Below are 18758 nucleotides of genomic sequence, written 5' to 3'. Positions count from 1 at the left end.
TCTAAATATAATTTCGTACTACAAAAATATGTTTTTTTACAAGGATTTAACAATTTATTATAAATTGTTAAACCCTCTAACCCGAATATTTTATTATTCGAATTCAGCTTGTAAAATACGTACGATTTCGCGAATTGTGTCTTCCTCTAAATCGGTACGTCTTATAAGCTCTTCTTCGGACAATGCCAATACAGACCTTGCTGTATCTAAACCAACGCGTTTAAATTCGTCGATAATCCATCCGTCGATTTCATCTGCAAATTCTTCAATGTCCACATCCTCCTCTTCTTCTCCGCTCTCACGGTAAACATCGATTTCATAGCCAGTCAATTTACCAGCCAATTTAATATTGTGACCACCACGGCCAATAGCCAAGGATACTTGATCCGGCTTCAAATAAACCGCAGCAGTTTTGTTGTCTTCATCAATCTTGATCGATGTGATACGAGCAGGACTCAATGCACGTGTAATATATAATGAGTGGTTAGTAGTAAAGTTGATTACATCTATATTCTCATTACGTAACTCGCGAACGATACCGTGAATACGGGAACCTTTCATACCAACACATGCTCCTACTGGATCAATACGATCATCATACGATTCTACAGCAACCTTTGCACGCTCTCCTGGTTCACGGACGATTTTCTTGATCGTGATCAAACCGTCGAAAATCTCAGGAACCTCAAGCTCAAACAATCTCTGCAAGAACTCAGGTGCTGTACGTGAGATAATAATCTTAGGATTATTATTCATCATGTCTACCTTGTCCACAACCGCACGGATACTATCTCCTTTTTTGAAGTAATCAGCTGGGATTTGTTCGTTTTTCGGAAGAATCAATTCGTTGCCATCTTCATCCAATACAAGAATCTCTTTTTTCCAAATCTGATAAACCTCTCCGATAACTAATTCACCTTCGCGGTCTTTATACTTCTTGAATACCTCATCTTTTTCAAGCTCAAGGATCTTGGAAACCAATGTCTGACGTGCTGCTAAAATTGCGCGTCTTCCAAAACTCTCCAAAGTAATCTGCTCAATGTAATCATCTCCCACCTCTAAGTCAGGATCGTATTTATGAGCTTCCTCCAATTCAATTTCCAAATCATCATCCTCAGAGAAACCATCTTCCATTACAACACGCGTACGCCAAATCTCTAAGTCACCATTATCTGGGTTTACAATTACGTCCACGTTTTCGTCTGTTCCGAAACGTTTACGAATCATGCTGCGGAACACCTCCTCCAATACAGTAATAACTGTTGGACGGTCAATGTTCTTGAAGTCTTTGAACTCCTGAAACGAGTCTATCAAGTTTATATTAGTACTCATTCTTATTTAAATGAAATTAACACCTTTGTTTCCTTTATTTGATCTAATGGAATTTCCGTCTGTACTAAAACAGCTTTCTTTCCTTTTTCTTTTACTTTTTCTTCGATGCTGATTGCTGAGTCACTAACCGATAGCAATTGACCTTCTTTTTTATTACCATCCAACAACTTCACCTTAACATCACGACCCACGTTTTTCTCATATTGTCTGTTCAACAACAATGGAGAGTCAATTCCCGGAGATGATACCTCTAAACGATAAGCTCTATCTATCACATTCTCCTCTTCCAAGTGGTAACCAACGTGACGACTTACTTGTACGCAATCCTCAATCGCAATCCCATTATCACCATCCAAAAGAATTTCTAAAACGCCATTGTTCAGAAAGCGAACACTAACAATAAATAAATCCGGTCTGTCGGCAATTTTTTCTTCTACTAATTCGATTACTCGATTTTCAACCTGCATATTTTAAAAAATGAATTAAAAAAGGGGGCATACCATGCCCCCTTCCTTTCAGATAGTACAAAGGTACAAAAATTATTTATTAATTGCAAAGCATATTAAATCCACGTTAATTTTTGTCAACAACAGAATTAATAGTCTTTTGCATTTGAGCCATCATCGATGACAATGCTTCTAAAGTCGGTTCAGGGTTTGGCTCAGGAAGCTCCGTGCTAACAAATGCCTTTGCCTTCCAGACTTCCAAAATCTCAGAGGCTGGAACCCAATAAGGCTCATATGTCTTGTTGTCCGAAACTAATTTAAGACCTTTATCTTCCTTGAACTTCTGCCCTATTCTTTTATATACAACTCCATCATTGGACGACACAACAATGTATGTCTGCCCAGGCTTGATATCATGCCAGTTCTCAACATATTCTGAAATAATCAAAGATCCAGATGGCAATGGCAACATAGAATCTCCTTTGATTTCAAATGCCCTAAAGGTCCCTTGATTAAACATCGGTAAAGAGAATTTCGGCAATTCGCTCACATACTCAGGATCAGCATAACCATTTAAATATCCAGCACTAGCTTTCACAGGAACAAGCTCAATATTTTCGCGGTCATCTGAATCAACAGTCACACTTAATACCCTTAAATTTGAAGCATTGCTCTTAGGCGTAGGTTTCCACTTATCATCAATCTCATCATTAGCCAATTCGTCCATACTTAAATCATAGAACTCTGCTATTTTTTTTAGTAGCTCATATTTTGGCTCCGCCCTATCCTCTTCATAAGCCCCTACAGAAGCACGTTTAATTTCCATTAAATCAGCAAATTGTTGCTGGGTAAGACCTTTTTTCTTGCGAAGATACTTGAGATTTGATGAGATATTTGCCATAATATTTTTTCAATATATTTTTGAATTACTAAATTTATTAGTATTATTGTACCAATAAAATTAGCAAAACGTCTGCAAATTACCAAATAATTTAGCTAAAACAAGAATAAAATGAATAAATACTATACATACATCGCAACAGATTCGAACCGTAGGTTCCTTCAAACTGGTATTAGTCAAGACTTAAACTCAGTTTACCATGACTTGCAAAATAGCCATGAACCTGCATTGTTTTCATATGCCATGTTGAACAGGATTGTATTGGTAGAAACATACCTTACTCAATCTGATGCAGAAAAGAGACTAAAAGAATTGTCATCAATGGGCAGAATTGTAAAAGAAAGGTTGATCCGCAAAGCGAACCCCAACTGGTTGAGCTTATGTCCGAATACACCAAAAATAAGATCTAATAAAAAAGCCGTTGTTTATGCATAAGCTATAAACAACGGCCTTAACAACCTTACCCTACACTAAATCAACCTCACATAATTTAGACTACCAACCTGGCGCAAAGTTTAATCCAAACGTTCCGAATTTATCCCTAGTAGGATTATTCAATTGTATAGCGTAATAAGGCTCTAATATCATCGCACCGAACAAATTAACCCTTAGCGATACTCCAGCACTGAATACCGGCATCGTCACATTTGGGTTATATCCTGTATAAGTTACTCCATCGATTACTTCAGATACTTTGTCAGCATCTGTTTTTTTCCATCTAATCGTACTTCCATTTCTCCAAGCCAAACCTCCATCAATAAATAAGTTCAGATCAGAGAACAATAAACCTGAAGGAATGACAGCCAATTTCTCTGGCCCTGTGAATGGCAACCTTAATTCCAAATTCCCAACAACCATTTTAGAACCTGACAGGTCATTGAAACCAATCATACTATTAGGGCCGAATGAGTTCGCCTCAAAACCACGAATCATATATGGATAGCCGATATACATATTGTACAATCTGTCCGCATCATCTCCCATACGCATATAAGAGTAAACCCGAGCAGCAACAGTAACCGGTTTTATCCTTTGATATTTCCTTAAGTCGATATTTAGAGCTGTAAAATTAAATGTTCCAAAATATTGCTCTGCTCCTAGCCTGTATCTGAAACCTTGAAGCGGCGCAGCAATACCGAACACCGCATTGTCACCCACAAATCCAGCATTCACTTGCATCAAGTTGAATGGATCCAGATTGGAAACTCCTAATGCTTGTGCTGCCTCATCATTGTTTACGCGCTCACGTGTTCCATAGTAGTTGTAATAACTTTGGGTAAACCTATCTACACGATAAGAGTTATACGATGCCGCGGCACCTGTCTCAAACCTATGGTGCCTATTAAAAGGATATGCTACAAACCCATCAACCTGAGTTTGAAACGAGCGTACTAAATATTGGTCTAATACAGGTTCTACTCCATTTCCTAAATCACGTTGGTCATAATTAAAAAACCCAAAACGATAAGGTATATGGGAAATCGAACCACCCCAATTCCATCGGCTCCTCTGGTTAATGTAAGCTACTTGCCCTCCAAAATCATAAATTTCTCCATTGATGTTCAAAGCAGCAAATATCTGGTTATACCCAAGGATATCAGAGAACATCCCTTGAACCCCAGAGGCAATACCTGCCCCATAACGTGATCCCACAGACATACCCACACCACTATTCGCCAAATAATCTAATTTGAACTTCGGCTTATATGGGATTTCTGAAATCTGAGAATTAGATATTCTTCCATATGCATTGAAATTATTCAAATTTGTATTGACCACATCCACCCCTCTACTTTGTGCCGGAGGCAACATCGCCGCTTGAAGGTCAATGGTACTTGCATCTACAGGAACAGACTCAAACTCCGAACTTTTCGCTTTATAGATTGTAAATGCATTATTCTTAAAATAGGAATAGATAATATCATCATTGGCCGAAACACTCATCGCTGGAGAATATTCTGTAATACCACTGATACCCGTAAAGAAATCAGTCATTCTCTCAACTTGGGCCGTTTCGATTACAATCTTATACATGTTTCTGAATCCATCGCTATTGGACAAGAAGTAGATTTCCTTGCCAGAAGATGAAAAATGAGGATTCAAATTGTTAGCCCCTGGAAAGACAGGAATCTCGCGGATTTGTTTTGTCGCAACATCAACTACCGCTAAGCCCATTGGAATATCAACACTTCTGCTCGATGACTCCAAAGACATTCTGTCTGTACTGAAAACAATAAACTTACCATCTCTCGAAAAACTTGGTTGAAAGTCCGAATATTTATCATCTGTCAATTGACTAAGGTTCTTCGATTCTAAATCATAAGTGTAGATATCACTTCGTCCATTTTTAAGACCTGAGAATGCTACCAAACTACCATTTGGAGCCCAGGTAATATTTGTAAATTCAGTAATATCTCCCATTGCCTCCACTGACAGGGTTCTACCTGTTTCAATGTCAACAATCATCAATTTATTCTTACCCTCACTGAAGACCGAAAATGCAAACTTCTTGCTGTCGGGAGAAAATGTACCGGCAGACTCTATAAAACTGAATTCATCAATATCTTTGTTGGTGAGTCGACTACCCAATTTCCGAACAACCTTTCCCGTTTCCGCATCTGCCAAAAACAGATCTATACTGAACAAATCCATCTCCGATAGAAAAACCACATATTTACCGTCTGGAGAGATTGCCGGCGAAACATTCATCCTGCCCGCATTCTTGGTCGACAACAATAATTTACCGATAGGATTGGAAGTCGTATCTTTTCCGAGATTTCTGTAGGAGTTCTCCATGCTATTTTTCCATAGAGTTCCCATCGTTTGTGCATCATAGCCAAACACTCTTCGTATTGCTGTCTCATACCCGTATTTTGCCGTTTCAATAAACAAAGGCATAATCACCGTATCGCCATATGTAGAACCTACATATGACCAAAATGCCTGACCATAGCGATATGGAAAATATTTGTTGGATTGCTCCGTCATCTGCCTTAAGCTTGGCAGATCATTTCGAGCATATGAATCACGCATCCACATCGATGTGAATGCATCTTTTTTACCAATTGAAAAATATTCCGCCATCCCCTCAACCATCCATAATGGCAGGTTTGCAATATTCTCTAATCGAGTAGAATCACCTCCCTCGATCAATACCCTATATTGGAATGCATGCACCAATTCGTGGCCAAGTACGTGCCTAGTTTGTTGATTGATCTGCATGATCGGCATCACTACCCGTTGCTTAAAAGCCTCGGTAACACCACCTGTCCCAACACTTATCTCACCGGAAATAGCCGTAGTCTGCTGGAATTCAGGATGGTTATTGTATAAAATTATAGGGTTCTTCCTCAAGAAAGTGTCCTGGAAAACTTGCTGGTGCAATTCATACCACACCTCTGTTTCCTTAGCAAACCAATTCATCATTGAATCGTTTTGCAAATAATAATAGATGTTAAAATGCGGCGTATCATACACCTTGAAGTCCAATTTCTTGTACCTCATTTTATTTTGACCAAAATACTGCGCTTCCGATTGATTCGGAAACAAGGTCCACAAAATGGTGAATACAAGGCTTAAACTAAATATTCTTGCAAAGAGTTGACGGTTAAATCTCATAACTAATTATTAGTCAATAAAAATAATAAAATCAATTCAATTAAAAGGGCTAATTCGTTTCCTCTTGTTCCTCTTGTTGTTGATTAGATTCTCCTCGGTTCAATAAATCTGGCAAAACTATGTTTGGCATCTCAGCATCTGGATTTAGACCTTCATCCGAACTACTATCCTGACGAACGCGGATTCTTGGTCCTGGGCAGTTATATTTCTTAGTAACCTCTACCTTGGCTTCCGGAAATTTACCCAATGTAACACCTAGTTCAGGATGCTTATAGAGTTCTTCCATAAATAACGCATAAATAGGCAATGCAGTTTTCGAACCTTCTCCCGTAGCAGAACTTTTAAAATGAATACTCTGCTCATCACAACCAACCCAAACTCCAGCAACTAAATCCTTGGTAACACCCATGTACCAACCATCCACATAATCTGATGATGTACCAGTTTTACCACCAATTTGGTTTTCATCCTTAAACAGATCCCATTCCCACAACGCTTGAGAAGTACCACCTGATTCTTCAATAGTGCCTCTCAACATGTATCCCATTAACCAAGCATTCTCTGGTGTAATAGCTTGTTTAGTTGAGGTCTTGAATTCAGCAATCACTTTGCCGTCTTTATCCTCAATCCTAGAAACCAAAACCGGTTCAGTCCGCTTACCTTCATTCATAAATGTACTGTACCCACGCACCATCTCAAAGACCGAAACATCATTTGAACCTAATCCAACAGAAGGAACTGATTCCAACTTACTGTCAATACCACATAAATGAGCCATTTCTACTACTTTATCCCAACCAACCTTCTCAGTTATTTGAGCGGTAACAGTATTCAATGAACGAGCCATGGCATGTCTTAGCGACAGCTCACTGTGAGAAAATGACCAATCCGCATTCTTAGGCTCCCATATTTCGTGCTCACCCTTGTTGTTGATGAACTCAATCTTAACAGGTTTATCTTCAAATTTATCACATGGGGTCATACCAGACTCCAATGCAGCAGCATAGGCAAATGGTTTAAATGTAGATCCAGCTTGGCGCTTCGCTTGGTTCACGTGATCAAATTTGTAATAGTTGTGGTTGATTCCGCCAATCCAAACCTTGATATCTCCATTGTATGGATCCATGGCCATCATTCCTGTATTCAACATAGTCAAGTAATGTTTCAAGGAATCCATGGTAGAATAATTTACCTTTTCCATTCCTTCCCATGTAAAAACTTCCATGTCCTTCTTCTTATTCAGCTCCTCAAAAACCTTAGCCTCATCTTTATATTTTTTCATTAAGGAGGCATAGATTGGTAATTTCTTGGCATGATCTTCCAAAAAATTTGGTACTACATTCCCTTCTTTGTCTCTCCAAGGCAAATCATTCCCCCAAACATTATCTAATCTTTGCTGAAGCTCCTTCATTTTTACAGCTACGACATCCTCAGCAATTTTTTGCATTCTTGAATCAATCGTAGTATATATTTTCAATCCGCTGGTGTAGATATCAACCTCATTTTCTTTTGCCCAGTCTTCCAACCATTTTTCAACGGCATTCCTTAAATATGAATCATTGGAATTTCGCACTTCTTGATTATTCAAATCAAGACCTAGTGAATCTTTGCTCAACTTCGCAACTTCCTCTTGTTTCAAATAACCTTCTTTTGCCATTTGACCCAAAACAACATTTCTTCGTTGGAGGGCATTTTTAGGGTTTCTGATTGGATTGTATAAAGTAGTACCTTTGAGCATACCCACTAAAACAGCAGCCTCATTAACCGTTATATCACTCGGGTATTTGTCAAAATAACGAACGGATGCCGATTTGATCCCGTAAGCATTGTTACTAAAGGAAACCGTATTAAGATACATTGTCAATATTTCTTCCTTGCTATATTTGCTTTCCAATTTAAAAGCGGTCATCCACTCTTTATATTTTGTGACGATCAAACCTATCCCTGGGATTTTACCCAATAAACCTTGGGAATCTTGATACCTTGTTCTGTATAGATTTTTTGCAAGTTGCTGAGTTATAGTACTGGCGCCACGGTCACTTCCACTTAAGGTTGAAAAAATACCACCAAACAAACCCAAGAAATCAACTCCGTGATGCTTCATAAAGCGAACATCCTCGGTTGCAATCAAAGCATTTATAATATTGGGAGAAATACTGTCAAATGGAACTGGATCCCGATCCTGTTTGTAATATCTAGCGATCAATACAGAATCTGCAGTATATAGTTCAGAAGAAACATTTAGTTCGGGTAATAAAATTTCTTTTTTTGTCGGTGAAGAACCGAACAAGCCTAGAAAGTTAATTTGAACTGCGCACGTAAATAAAATAACAAAGTAAATAACAATCAGTGCGATGCGCAAAAATTTGTTCCGAACACGTTTAAACATACGGTAAATATGAACAAAACTTTGGAAAAAATTACATCAATTCGCCTAAAAAGGAAGCTTTACCAGAAAATTAACGAATTTTAACAAATGAGTTTTTTGGTTTTTAACTAGGCTGTTTATCCGACAATTATAATAGCAAAAACTGTACCTAAAACAGTTTTTGTTACCATAAACTTTACCTTATTAAATATATTTACCTATTTTTACGTGATTTATTATTGGGGACATGTTAAAACAAACTTTACAGCAAAAACTATTACAAAAACTTTCACCGCAACAAATTCAATTCATCAAATTGCTACAGGTGCCAACAGTTTCATTGGACGCCCGCATAAAAGAAGAATTAGAAGAAAACCCTGCGCTGGAGGACGGTAGTTTGACTAACATGAACGACCCTGTAGAAGAATACCCCGATAAAGATCCGGATGATGACTTCAACATGGAAGAAAACAGCTATGAAGATGAATTCAGTGTTGATGAATATATCCAAGAAGATGATTACAAAGACTATGGCGGTGGATATGACCATGATGATGAAGACGGAAAAAAGGAAATCCCAATCGCAGTACAAGATTCCTTCTACGAAAATCTACAAAATCAACTTGACCTACTAGCACTATCTGATAAAGATTATATAGTTGGTCAACAAATAATCGGTTCTCTTGATGACGATGGTTACTTAAGGAGACCTATCCTATCTTTGATCGACGACCTTGCGTTTTCACAAAATGTAATTGTGGAAGAAGAAGACGTCGAAGAAATGCTCAAGATTGTTCAATCATTTGACCCTGCCGGCATTGGAGCAAGGAATCTTCAGGAATGCTTGGCAATCCAGTTAAGAAAGAAAGATCTCACAAACCCGATTATCCAACAAGCAATGATGGTCGTGGAAAATTACCTTGATGAATTCACGAAGAAACATTACGATAAAATCGAAAAGCAATTAGGTGTAAACTCTGAGGAGCTGAAAGAAATCGTCAATGAAATCCTGAAATTGAATCCTAAGCCAGGTGATTCAGGTGCAGCTGCAGGAAAACAATTGCAGATTATCCCTGACTTCCATATCTCCAATAATGATGGTGTCCTTCACTTGACATTAAATGGCAGAAACGCCCCTGAACTAAGGGTTTCAAGGTCCTATCAAGAAATGTTTGAGCATTACGAAAAAGCTGAAAAAAACGACAAAAAAATGCGTGAAGCAGTTCAGTTCGTTAAACAGAAACTTGATTCCGCAAAATGGTTTATCGATGCTATTAAACAAAGACAACAGACTCTTTTGAAAACCATGAATGCTATCATGGAATATCAATATGACTACTTCCTAACTGGCGACGACAGAATGCTTAAACCAATGATCTTAAAGGATATAGCCGACAAGATCGAAATGGATATTTCAACTGTATCCCGTGTTGCCAACTCTAAATATGTGCAAACAGAATTCGGAACTTTCTTATTAAAATCATTCTTCTCAGAAGCTATTCAGACAGAATCTGGGGAAGAAGTTTCTAACAAAGAAGTGAAAAAGATCCTTGAAGAGTGTATTGCTAATGAAGACAAGAGAAAACCTTTAGCAGATGAGAAATTAACCGAAATCCTGAAGGAAAAAGGTTATTCAATCGCAAGGCGTACTGTTGCTAAATACCGTGAAGCAATGAACATACCGGTAGCACGTTTAAGAAAAGAATTATAAAATTTTATTTTCACTTGCATATTAAAATATAATCTACTAAGTTTGTAGAGTATTCAGAATTGCACGAGCAATACCAACCGAGTGAAAGACACCGCGGTGGTAAATCGATACGGGCGGCAAGCCAAAATAAAAGAATATTGCAAGGTCTTAAAATAGACTCCTCTGAATGCAATTATGGTTAAACCCTTTAAACATTAATTGTATGTCCAACACAAAACCCTTACAACAACACCTAGTGGAACAATTTCACCACTACAGCACCAATGAATTGGTAATTCTAAACAATGACTTGGTTAGATCAAACTGGGGCAAAAATAAAACAGCTTTCAGAACTGCTTTGTTGAGCACCCTATCTAAACGAGGAATTGATCTCTCCGCAATAATCAGCACCGAAGATGGATTTACTCAAATACAACGAGTACCAGTCAGATTATCAGAAAATAGACTCATTCCGGAATAGGTAGAAATAGACATTAGACAATAGACATTAGACATAAAAAATGGTATGACGCCACAAATGTCTATAGCCTATTGTCTATTGTCTTCGTTTTAGCAGTCTAAGGCTCAATAGTCTTAAGCATATTGTAGTATGTTTTTTTGTCTGTTGTCTTATGTCTTATGTCTAAAGTCTCACATCTCACATCTCACATCTCATATCTCCCTAAAGCATACAAAGCAAAAGTCCCAAGCCAATGACTTCCCATATAATCATCTTTTGCGCTTAAATTTCCAATGGAGAAATTGAAATGTTCAACAGCATCTTTTTTCAAGTGCTCCAATGCAGGGTCCATTTTCGAAATCCCAAAAAGACAAGCCGCTCTACTATAATTTAACCCATCCAAGTGGACTAACTTACCATCACTCCTATCTTTCACTATTGCAGGTTCTAATTTAAATTCATCATTGAATAAATCAGGCATAAAAGATTTCAACCACGTAATGTATTCTGATTTATCCAAAACTTTGCTCATCAAATATGCTTCTTCCAAACAAGGTGATAAAAAGTCGTATCCACTAGGTTCATAAGCTAGATTACAATTCTTGTCATCCTTGAACAATCGAATAGAATTTTCCTTTAATGCTTGTTTAAAAGAATCATCGCCTACTGTATTGGCATAATCCAAGGATAACGAAAGACTGAAGGCTGAATTATCATGCTGTCCTGCACGGATCGGGTAGACCAACTTTGGAAGATATTCTTTATAGCGAGTAACCAACAGATCGACCAGTGGTTGAAGTGAGGATTTCCATCTTTTGGCATCCGCATCCTCCCAAGTAGACAATTCTTCCTGTAATTTAAACAACCAAGCCCAACCATAGGTCCTTTCAAAGCTCAAATTATTTTTATCATTGAAAAAGGCTAATTCCACAGCTACATTCTCTGGCGTAATATGCTGATTCAATGCCGCTCTTACCTTTCCGTCAGCGTCCAGACCTGGAAACTGCTTCATCAATTTTACGATCGACCAGTAACCATGGACTGAGGAATGCCAGTCAAAACAGCCATAAAAAATTGGCCTTAAACTTTTTGGACTTTTCAGGTCAGCATCCGACCCTAATACCTGACCAAGTTTATTTGGATACTCCACTTCGATACAATGAGTCGGCATGGAGAAAATAATCTTAGATAAATTTTCGTCCAACTTAATTTCCTCAACAGTAATCTTTTCATTGGTTTTATCTCCACTTTTACATCCTGCGAGCAACAACGCTACAACTATAAAAATGTTTAAACATAATTTATTCATACAGAAAATTTTGGCAATATATTTGAGTTCTAAAAATAACATTTATAAACTAAAACATTCTACAAAATGAACATTAGTGACTTAATTTCAGGCAGCATCGGATCGCAAGCTACTGAAGGTATATCAGAAAAATTGGGGATTGATAAAAACCAAACTCAGTGGGTAGTTTCTGCCGCAATTCCATTAATGATGTCTGCATTAAATTATAATGCACAAAAAAGTCCTGAAAGGGCTCAAGGCATTCAACAAGCTATTGACACCAAAGGTTCTGGTGGCATCTTGGAAAACCTAGCCGGACTGTTTAACCAAGGTCCAACAGAAGATGAGGATCAAATGGTGAACAATATCTTTGGTAAAAACACTGATAATGTAAAAGAATCTCTATCTGAAAAATCAGGAATCAGTGTAGGTAAAATTGGCGGAATCCTTGCCTTGTTGGCTCCATTGGTAATGGCTTATTTGAACAAGCAAAAACAATCTCAAGGAGAGTCAGGATCTGGAGGCGGTTTAGGCGACTTATTAGGAAATATCTTAGGTGGTGGATCATCGAATGCAGGCTCTTCGGGTGGTGGAATTGGAGACCTAATTGGTAGTGTACTGGGAGGTGGATCTCAAGCAAATGACCAAGCTCCTACAAATTCTTCACAACCGAATATCTCTGGTGGTCTTGGTGATCTAGTTGGACAATTCTTCGACCAAAAGAACGACAAAAATACTAAAGGCAGCATCTTAGATAGCTTAGCCGGAATGTTTGGAAAATAATTGAACTATATTTATACAACAACCAGAGGGCAGTTTATGATTAAATTGTCCTCTTTTTTGTTTTAATAGGGTTGATGTGCGAAAACAATTATATTTACGCATGGAATCAAAAATCAGTTTTAAAAACGACTATAGCGAAGGTGCTCACCCTAAAATCCTCGAAACCCTAATCCAAACAAATCTAGTTCAAGAGCCAGGATATGGAGCAGATAGCATCTGCAAACAAGCAAAGGAATATATCATCAAAGAAACCGGCAACCCCGATTCTCAAATATTCTTTGTTTCAGGGGGAACTCAAGCAAACCTCCTTGTTATCAGTCACCTTTTGAAACCATATGAATCTGTTATTGCAGCAGACACTGGACATATTGAAGTCCACGAAACGGGAGCAATAGAAAATTCAGGGCATAAAATAAACCTTATTCCAAGTCGCGAAGGCAAAATAAATTCTGTAGGTATCCAAGCTATTGTGGATGCACATACCGACAATCATATGGTTAAACCAGCTATGGTATACATTTCACAATGTACAGAATTGGGCAGCATCTACAGCAAAGCTGAACTCTTGGAAATCTCAAATTGCTGCAAATCAAATAATTTGCTACTTTTTATCGATGGTGCAAGATTGGGAACTGCCCTAACCTCTTCTGCAAATGATTTAACCCTCAAAGATATTGCAAGCCTCTCAGATGTATTCTATATTGGGGGTACAAAAAACGGAGCACTATTAGGCGAAGCCATTGTTTTCCAAGACCATAAGCTTTCTCAAGGGTTCGATTATTACTTGAAACAAAAGGGAGCATTGATGGCTAAAGGCCGTGTATTAGGGGCCCAATTCCTAGCATTGTTCAAGGATAACCTTTTTTATGAGCTAGGAACGCATGCCAATGTTATGGCTTCCAATTTAGCAAGCGCTTTCAAGACCAATGGTTATGCTTTTGCAACAGAACCTGTCAGTAACCAAATATTTCCGATAATCCCCCTGATTTTAGCGGAAAAACTAGCGGAAAAATACGAATTCTATATTTGGCAAAAACTAGATGGACAAAATGTGGTTATAAGATTAGTTACTTCTTGGGCAACAAAAGAGTCATGGATAAATCAATTTATTGAAGATATCCAATAGAACTTAGGTTTAATAGCCCATTATCTATATCTTAGAAATTAACCCAAATCTATAATATGGCTCCAGAAGAATTTGTGATATTGGTTGATCAGAATGATCAAGAAATCGGTGAAATGGAAAAACAAGAAGCTCATGTGCTCAATAAAAAACATAGAGCATTTTCGGTATTTCTATTTGATGAGAATAACAACATGATATTGCAGCAAAGAGCTGATTCAAAATACCATAGCCCAGGCCTGTGGACAAACGCGTGCTGCGGACACCCTAGACCAAATGAAACTACCATAAACGCTGCTAAAAGAAGAACATTTGAAGAAATGGGAATACAGGTGGACATTCATGAAGTGTTCCAGATTAGTTACGAAGAGAAACTAGAAAATGGCCTATGGGAAAATGAATATGATCATATTTTCATTGGAAAATATTTCCAAAACAACTTCAATCTAAATCCCGAAGAAATTAAAGATATTAAATCTATCAGCCTGGATGACCTAAAAACAGACCTTCAACAAAACCCAGAAAATTACACATTTTGGTTTAAGCTGATTTTTGGGAAAATGGATTTTGAGGACGTTCTTTAGACAGTAGACAGTAGACGTAAGACAGTAGACAGTAGACAGTAGACATAAGACATAAGACGTAAGACATAAGACATACGAACTAAGATATGATTACCACCATTGTGCTGTTGGCAAATAATACGAAGCCGTATCTCTTTCTGTCTGCCAAGGGGCCAATTCAAATCGATAAGCCTTATCCGAACCTTTCCAAGGTAGACTAGAATTCAATTCTCCCCACTGCATCTCAACTTTATATGTTTTGCCTTCTGTGCTAGTTAATGTCCCGAACAATTTAGATCTTGAAAAGCCAGATACCCCAGGAGTATACTGTGTAGCCTTTTCAAAAACAACCTTTGAATTCTTCTGGATAGAATCGCTTAACTTAATCTCTGGTTCTGTTGCCTGTAATGCGGCGGTATAATTCTGCCAGCTATATAGATTCGTATCTGCCATGACATATGGAAACTCCTTCCTTGTAGGATATTTCTCCATAAATAATCGCACTGGCCGTTTCAAGACCAGCTCCTTCCCTATCAAGTCCTTGAATGGATCTTTATTTCCGATGTTGGTTGATTTAGTCTTGCAAGTTTGAAATAGGAAAAACACAAACAAGAAAAAACCAACCACAATACAGATTAAAACAATTTTTACCACACGCTTTGCAGATAATTCCTTTTTAGGAGCCATAATTTATTTCTTTTCCGAGAAACTCATTTCAATAGTTCCATCTTCCGAAACTAGATCAATCTGATAATCTTCTTGACTTTTAATTTTCATAGGAATGGCTTCAGATTCAAAATCAGTACTATTCATTTCAGCTGAAGGCTTGTGTGCAGTGCTCATTTCTTTATTCAACGAAATTGACACTATTTCGTCGCCAGCATCTGAGACTTTGAACCATCCGAATCCTGCCCTTTTCGAAAATCTGGAATCAGTATCCATTTCTATAAATCTACCATAAAAAATATCTCCCGCCATTATTTTCTCCTTAAAAACGGTTGGACCAATAGCAGAAGGATTTGCAGGTGGTTTAAGAGAATCATAAATTAAATATGCGAAAAAAGCTACAACAGCAGCCATAAAAATATAACCAACAACAGTTAATTTAAACTTAAATGGAGCAGGAGGAACCTCTGTAGCACACTTTTCAGCATAAGATTTCATTTCTGCCGTCCATTTCCTCCTAGAAATTGTCTTCCCTGTTACGGTATCCCAATAAATTGGCGCAGCTTTCTTAGTGTAACTTTGGGTGAATGCAGTACCCATATAATTTCTGTAAAAACCTAAAACCATTAAATTATTGGGGTTAACTGGATTCTGAAGATGGTCTGCTGAAAATGAAGCTTCTTCTACTCTTTGGACACTTATAAACATTGTTATATTATTTTAATGTGATTAATAATTCTAATTTGAGATAACTTGCGATTCCCATCCATCATATTTGCCGTTGTGTGCTTTTGCCTTTTCCCAAAGGGGTAAGCATAAATCATCTATATGTTCATAGGAAATATAATCTGACCTGGATATACTCACTTTCCACCCGTCCTGTTCCTTTTCTTTGGATTGTATTGCAAACCCTTCCTTCTCTGCAAATTCCATAAAGTCAGTAACATCTTTTTCCTCCACAAAATTCAAATAATGGTGGATCAGCCGTGCTTGGGATAATGAATCCCCTGCCTCGATTAGCATTTTTACGACACTTCTGTTCTTGATCATTTCAAGCTGAAAAGGCAATGGATATGCTAGATCGTAAAAATCATCCCATTTTAAGTCTTCGCGATAATCGGTCTGGTAAGTTAAGCGTTCACCGAATGCAATGTCTACCTGATGTAAAAACGCCTCAGTATCAGAAATTCTATGGCAGTAATACATTTGTAACCTTTCTGCATTCATACTTATCGTTGCAACATGCAGTAGGTTCTTTGCATATTTATCACTTAGTTCAGCAATCTTATCTTCAACTTCATTGATGAGCTTAAAACTCTCCATAGTTGGTAGACCGTCTTCCGCCGCAGAATCATAAGGAACAATCAAATAAAAAACAAAAGGAAGGTCTTTTATTGGAGCAATATCTGCCACATTCAGATCTACGATCACCGAAGCCTTTTGATTATTGATTCGAGAAAAATAGACCTGCCAATTCTCCTCATGATTTGGAATCTCTATTTTTTTTCTGAACAAGGATTTGAACATCTCTTACGATTTAGTAAAACAAAAAATGTATTACCCAAATGTAAGACTCATATGGAAGGTATTAGAATGTTGGTTTTGTCAAATTATATAAATGCGGTAGATAGAAATACATAAATTACTGTCCTACAGGCTCTTCTTTTAGGTAATCCAAAAATTGTGAAGGCGTTACACCAGTACTTTTCTTGAATGCTTTACTGAAGATACTGTGGGATGAGAACCCACTGACCTCCGCTAAATAGGAAATTTTGTACTGTTCAAATTTCGGTTCATTCTTGATTTTTTCAATGATATAACGGATCCGCAAACCATTAATGTAATCATTGAAATTCATCTCCTTGTAGGTATTGATTATTTTTGAGAGTGTAATCGTATTCGTACCTAAATAACTCGCTAGATAAGCCAAACTCATTTTACTGTCTACGAAAAGATCTCCTTCTTCAAATTCCTCAAGCTTGTCCAAAATACGAACGGTTTTTTCATCCATTTCTTGAGTTTGCGCTATAGCATTGTTTTCTTGAACAATTGCCTCCTTCTTAGCACTTGAACTATCCACTTTCTTTTTCTTGTCTGCATTCAATTGATCCAGGTAATCGGCAATTTTTTGTTTGTTTTTCTTGTTTTCTTTGAATTGATAAAACAAGATTATCCCCAACCCAGCAATCAACACAGCCAAGCCAAAAAGTATATACCTCAATAAAAAGTTAGTGTTATTTTTTGCTGAAAGGTCCTTTTGAAGTTTTCCAACTTCTAGGTTATTGATGAATGAATTAATAAAATTTGATCTTTCGTTATCATTGAGTTGCTCATCCTGTTCCATATACAATCCTGAGTACATCAATGATTTCTCTGTGTCATTTAATTGCTTACTGGCCAAATAAGCATAACGGTAAGATTCCATCTCATACTTTACATAGTCAGCAACTACCATTGGACTCTTAATGGCGGTTTCCAAATGGGATAAAGAGGATTTATAATCCCCTAATTGATAATAAATAATTCCAAGAAAAACTTCAGCCATATAAGCGTCTTCTTGGAATTCCTTGTTATCATTGATTTTAATTACTTCCTGAAAAAATGGAATGGCTTTCTCGAACTCCTTTTTGAAAAAATGATATTTACCCTTAACTAAGATCGTATGAACAGAATTAGTGTTCACATCTCCCTTGAAATTCTCATCATAAATCTGATCAACCAATTTCAACTCTTCAGCAGCTTGATCAAAATCTTCCTTCATAATATATCCACAAGCCAAATTAATAGCTATCGTGGCCTTAGCATTCTCCAAATACCTGCGATCATATTCTTCAAGATTGTCAGACTTAAGAGCGTTCAAGCTTTTGATGGCATTTTCCATTTCTATATTAAAAACATCAAAATTTCCGCTTAGATAATAGAAATAAGAATATTCTGCTGTCGCCAAGATCCGTGTTATACCTTCTGGAAAATCCCTAATATATTGCTCAGCACTCTCGAATGCTAGTTTACTTTTTTCATAATCCGATTTCTTGTAGTAGATTTCTGCTAAACCCAATTTTGCATAAAATCGATTTTTGGGATCTTTTGTCAAAACAGAAATGGAATCTAATTTTTGTAGATAATTCAGTGTTATATCCAATTTTCCATTTGCTGCCGTCAGATAATAAAACCAAAGGTATAATTGCTTCTTCTCCTCTTGGGATAATTTCTGATTTTCAAGATATTCCAAATATAAAGTTGACCGAGTCTCAAATGCACGGTCAAAAAGTTCATCATGAGAATATTTACTCAAACTATCTAATTGGTCTTGCCCATTTGTAACAAAACCTTGAAGTAATAAGAATAATAAAACAATGCAATACCTAAACGAAATATCTTTTCTCATTCACTGACCATCAGTTAGTTAATCATAGGAATATGATTGAATAATTAAATTAATGAAATGAACATTTAACTCAACTCAATCATTTAAGTAAATATAATTTTTTTTAACAATTATGAGGGCAAAACCTATATA

16 protein-coding genes and 1 riboswitch are annotated in these 18758 nt (G+C 37.2%); of the genes, 6 read left to right on the top strand and 10 right to left on the bottom strand.

What is annotated here, in order from left to right; genetic code table 11:
* Window positions 1-93 precede the first annotated feature (93 nt).
* The 3 genes from nusA to CRT24_RS20345 all read right to left on the bottom strand — a co-directional run bounded on the left by nusA (window position 94) and on the right by CRT24_RS20345 (window position 2679).
* Entirely contained in the window at window positions 94-1332 is a 1239-nt protein-coding gene (nusA, locus tag CRT24_RS20355; protein ID WP_099372930.1) for a transcription termination factor NusA, read from the bottom strand.
* Between the two features lie 2 nt (window positions 1333-1334).
* Window positions 1335-1799: a ribosome assembly cofactor RimP gene (rimP, locus tag CRT24_RS20350; protein WP_099372929.1), complete on the bottom strand. Its 465-nt coding sequence runs from the start codon at window positions 1797-1799 to the stop codon at window positions 1335-1337.
* Between the two features lie 106 nt (window positions 1800-1905).
* Window positions 1906-2679 (bottom strand): LexA family transcriptional regulator, encoded by a 774-nt coding sequence (locus tag CRT24_RS20345; RefSeq protein WP_099372928.1) that lies wholly within the window; start codon window positions 2677-2679, stop codon window positions 1906-1908.
* Window positions 2680-2790: 111 nt separating this feature from the next.
* Between CRT24_RS20345 and CRT24_RS20340 the strand changes: the two genes are divergently transcribed.
* The gene (locus CRT24_RS20340) at window positions 2791-3114 is read left to right on the top strand and encodes a hypothetical protein (protein ID WP_099372927.1); all 324 of its coding nucleotides are present in this window, start codon (window positions 2791-2793) and stop codon (window positions 3112-3114) included.
* A 60-nt stretch (window positions 3115-3174) separates the two neighbouring features.
* Here CRT24_RS20340 and CRT24_RS20335 read toward each other — a convergent pair whose 3' ends face one another.
* Complete coding sequence (locus tag CRT24_RS20335; RefSeq protein WP_257214118.1) at window positions 3175-6183, bottom strand: DPP IV N-terminal domain-containing protein; 3009 nt, start codon at window positions 6181-6183, stop codon at window positions 3175-3177.
* Window positions 6184-6346: 163 nt separating this feature from the next.
* The gene (locus CRT24_RS20330; RefSeq protein WP_099372926.1) at window positions 6347-8686 is read right to left on the bottom strand and encodes a transglycosylase domain-containing protein; all 2340 of its coding nucleotides are present in this window, start codon (window positions 8684-8686) and stop codon (window positions 6347-6349) included.
* A gap of 226 nt (window positions 8687-8912) precedes the next feature.
* Between CRT24_RS20330 and rpoN the strand changes: the two genes are divergently transcribed.
* Window positions 8913-10376 carry an RNA polymerase factor sigma-54 gene (gene rpoN / locus CRT24_RS20325; RefSeq protein WP_099372925.1) on the top strand — a complete coding sequence of 488 codons (1464 nt, stop codon included), beginning with the start codon at window positions 8913-8915 and terminating at the stop codon, window positions 10374-10376.
* Window positions 10377-10420: 44 nt separating this feature from the next.
* A riboswitch (SAM-I-IV-variant riboswitch) is annotated at window positions 10421-10515 on the top strand.
* Window positions 10516-10578: 63 nt separating this feature from the next.
* The gene (locus tag CRT24_RS20320) at window positions 10579-10836 is read left to right on the top strand and encodes a 5-oxoprolinase (RefSeq protein WP_099372980.1); all 258 of its coding nucleotides are present in this window, start codon (window positions 10579-10581) and stop codon (window positions 10834-10836) included.
* A 184-nt stretch (window positions 10837-11020) separates the two neighbouring features.
* On the opposite strand, the gene CRT24_RS20315 is transcribed toward CRT24_RS20320, so the two are convergent.
* A complete protein-coding gene (locus tag CRT24_RS20315) occupies window positions 11021-12124 on the bottom strand; it encodes a DUF2891 domain-containing protein (RefSeq protein WP_099372979.1) in 1104 nt (367 codons plus the stop codon).
* Between the two features lie 66 nt (window positions 12125-12190).
* Here CRT24_RS20315 and CRT24_RS20310 point away from each other — a divergent pair, with 66 nt between their 5' ends.
* From CRT24_RS20310 to idi, 3 genes are all read left to right on the top strand, one after another.
* Window positions 12191-12886 carry a DUF937 domain-containing protein gene (locus tag CRT24_RS20310; protein WP_099372924.1) on the top strand — a complete coding sequence of 232 codons (696 nt, stop codon included), beginning with the start codon at window positions 12191-12193 and terminating at the stop codon, window positions 12884-12886.
* Between the two features lie 100 nt (window positions 12887-12986).
* Window positions 12987-14012, top strand: coding sequence for a low specificity L-threonine aldolase (locus tag CRT24_RS20305; RefSeq protein WP_099372923.1), 1026 nt, complete (start codon window positions 12987-12989; stop codon window positions 14010-14012).
* 56 nt (window positions 14013-14068) lie between these two features.
* The gene (gene idi / locus CRT24_RS20300; RefSeq protein ID WP_099372922.1) at window positions 14069-14593 is read left to right on the top strand and encodes an isopentenyl-diphosphate Delta-isomerase; all 525 of its coding nucleotides are present in this window, start codon (window positions 14069-14071) and stop codon (window positions 14591-14593) included.
* A gap of 90 nt (window positions 14594-14683) precedes the next feature.
* Here the strand turns inward: idi and CRT24_RS20295 are convergent, their stop codons facing one another.
* The 4 genes from CRT24_RS20295 to CRT24_RS20280 all read right to left on the bottom strand — a co-directional run bounded on the left by CRT24_RS20295 (window position 14684) and on the right by CRT24_RS20280 (window position 18626).
* Window positions 14684-15259, bottom strand: a complete 576-nt coding sequence (locus CRT24_RS20295; RefSeq protein WP_099372921.1) for a hypothetical protein — start codon at window positions 15257-15259, stop codon at window positions 14684-14686.
* 3 nt (window positions 15260-15262) lie between these two features.
* Window positions 15263-15946 (bottom strand): hypothetical protein, encoded by a 684-nt coding sequence (locus CRT24_RS20290; protein ID WP_099372920.1) that lies wholly within the window; start codon window positions 15944-15946, stop codon window positions 15263-15265.
* Between the two features lie 30 nt (window positions 15947-15976).
* Window positions 15977-16765 carry a DUF695 domain-containing protein gene (locus CRT24_RS20285; RefSeq protein ID WP_099372919.1) on the bottom strand — a complete coding sequence of 263 codons (789 nt, stop codon included), beginning with the start codon at window positions 16763-16765 and terminating at the stop codon, window positions 15977-15979.
* A gap of 115 nt (window positions 16766-16880) precedes the next feature.
* Window positions 16881-18626, bottom strand: a complete 1746-nt coding sequence (locus CRT24_RS20280; protein WP_099372918.1) for a helix-turn-helix domain-containing protein — start codon at window positions 18624-18626, stop codon at window positions 16881-16883.
* Between the last annotated feature and the right edge of the window lie 132 nt (window positions 18627-18758).

It is taken from the genome of Sphingobacterium sp. 1.A.5 (assembly GCF_002734235.1).
GTDB lineage: Bacteria > Bacteroidota > Bacteroidia > Sphingobacteriales > Sphingobacteriaceae > Sphingobacterium > Sphingobacterium daejeonense.
This window is presented reverse-complemented; position numbering and strand designations above follow the sequence as displayed.

Coding starts and splice junctions, on each gene's coding strand:
- CRT24_RS20320 (WP_099372980.1), top strand. CDS start 10,579: ATGTCCAACACAAAACCCTTACAACAACACCTAGTGGAACAATTTCAC.
- rimP (WP_099372929.1), bottom strand. CDS start 1,799: ATGCAGGTTGAAAATCGAGTAATCGAATTAGTAGAAGAAAAAATTGCC.
- CRT24_RS20345 (WP_099372928.1), bottom strand. CDS start 2,679: ATGGCAAATATCTCATCAAATCTCAAGTATCTTCGCAAGAAAAAAGGT.
- CRT24_RS20315 (WP_099372979.1), bottom strand. CDS start 12,124: ATGAATAAATTATGTTTAAACATTTTTATAGTTGTAGCGTTGTTGCTC.
- CRT24_RS20280 (WP_099372918.1), bottom strand. CDS start 18,626: ATGAGAAAAGATATTTCGTTTAGGTATTGCATTGTTTTATTATTCTTA.
- CRT24_RS20285 (WP_099372919.1), bottom strand. CDS start 16,765: ATGTTCAAATCCTTGTTCAGAAAAAAAATAGAGATTCCAAATCATGAG.
- CRT24_RS20310 (WP_099372924.1), top strand. CDS start 12,191: ATGAACATTAGTGACTTAATTTCAGGCAGCATCGGATCGCAAGCTACT.
- idi (WP_099372922.1), top strand. CDS start 14,069: ATGGCTCCAGAAGAATTTGTGATATTGGTTGATCAGAATGATCAAGAA.
- CRT24_RS20335 (WP_257214118.1), bottom strand. CDS start 6,183: ATGAGGTACAAGAAATTGGACTTCAAGGTGTATGATACGCCGCATTTT.
- CRT24_RS20330 (WP_099372926.1), bottom strand. CDS start 8,686: ATGTTTAAACGTGTTCGGAACAAATTTTTGCGCATCGCACTGATTGTT.
- CRT24_RS20305 (WP_099372923.1), top strand. CDS start 12,987: ATGGAATCAAAAATCAGTTTTAAAAACGACTATAGCGAAGGTGCTCAC.
- nusA (WP_099372930.1), bottom strand. CDS start 1,332: ATGAGTACTAATATAAACTTGATAGACTCGTTTCAGGAGTTCAAAGAC.
- CRT24_RS20295 (WP_099372921.1), bottom strand. CDS start 15,259: ATGGCTCCTAAAAAGGAATTATCTGCAAAGCGTGTGGTAAAAATTGTT.
- rpoN (WP_099372925.1), top strand. CDS start 8,913: ATGTTAAAACAAACTTTACAGCAAAAACTATTACAAAAACTTTCACCG.
- CRT24_RS20340 (WP_099372927.1), top strand. CDS start 2,791: ATGAATAAATACTATACATACATCGCAACAGATTCGAACCGTAGGTTC.
- CRT24_RS20290 (WP_099372920.1), bottom strand. CDS start 15,946: ATGTTTATAAGTGTCCAAAGAGTAGAAGAAGCTTCATTTTCAGCAGAC.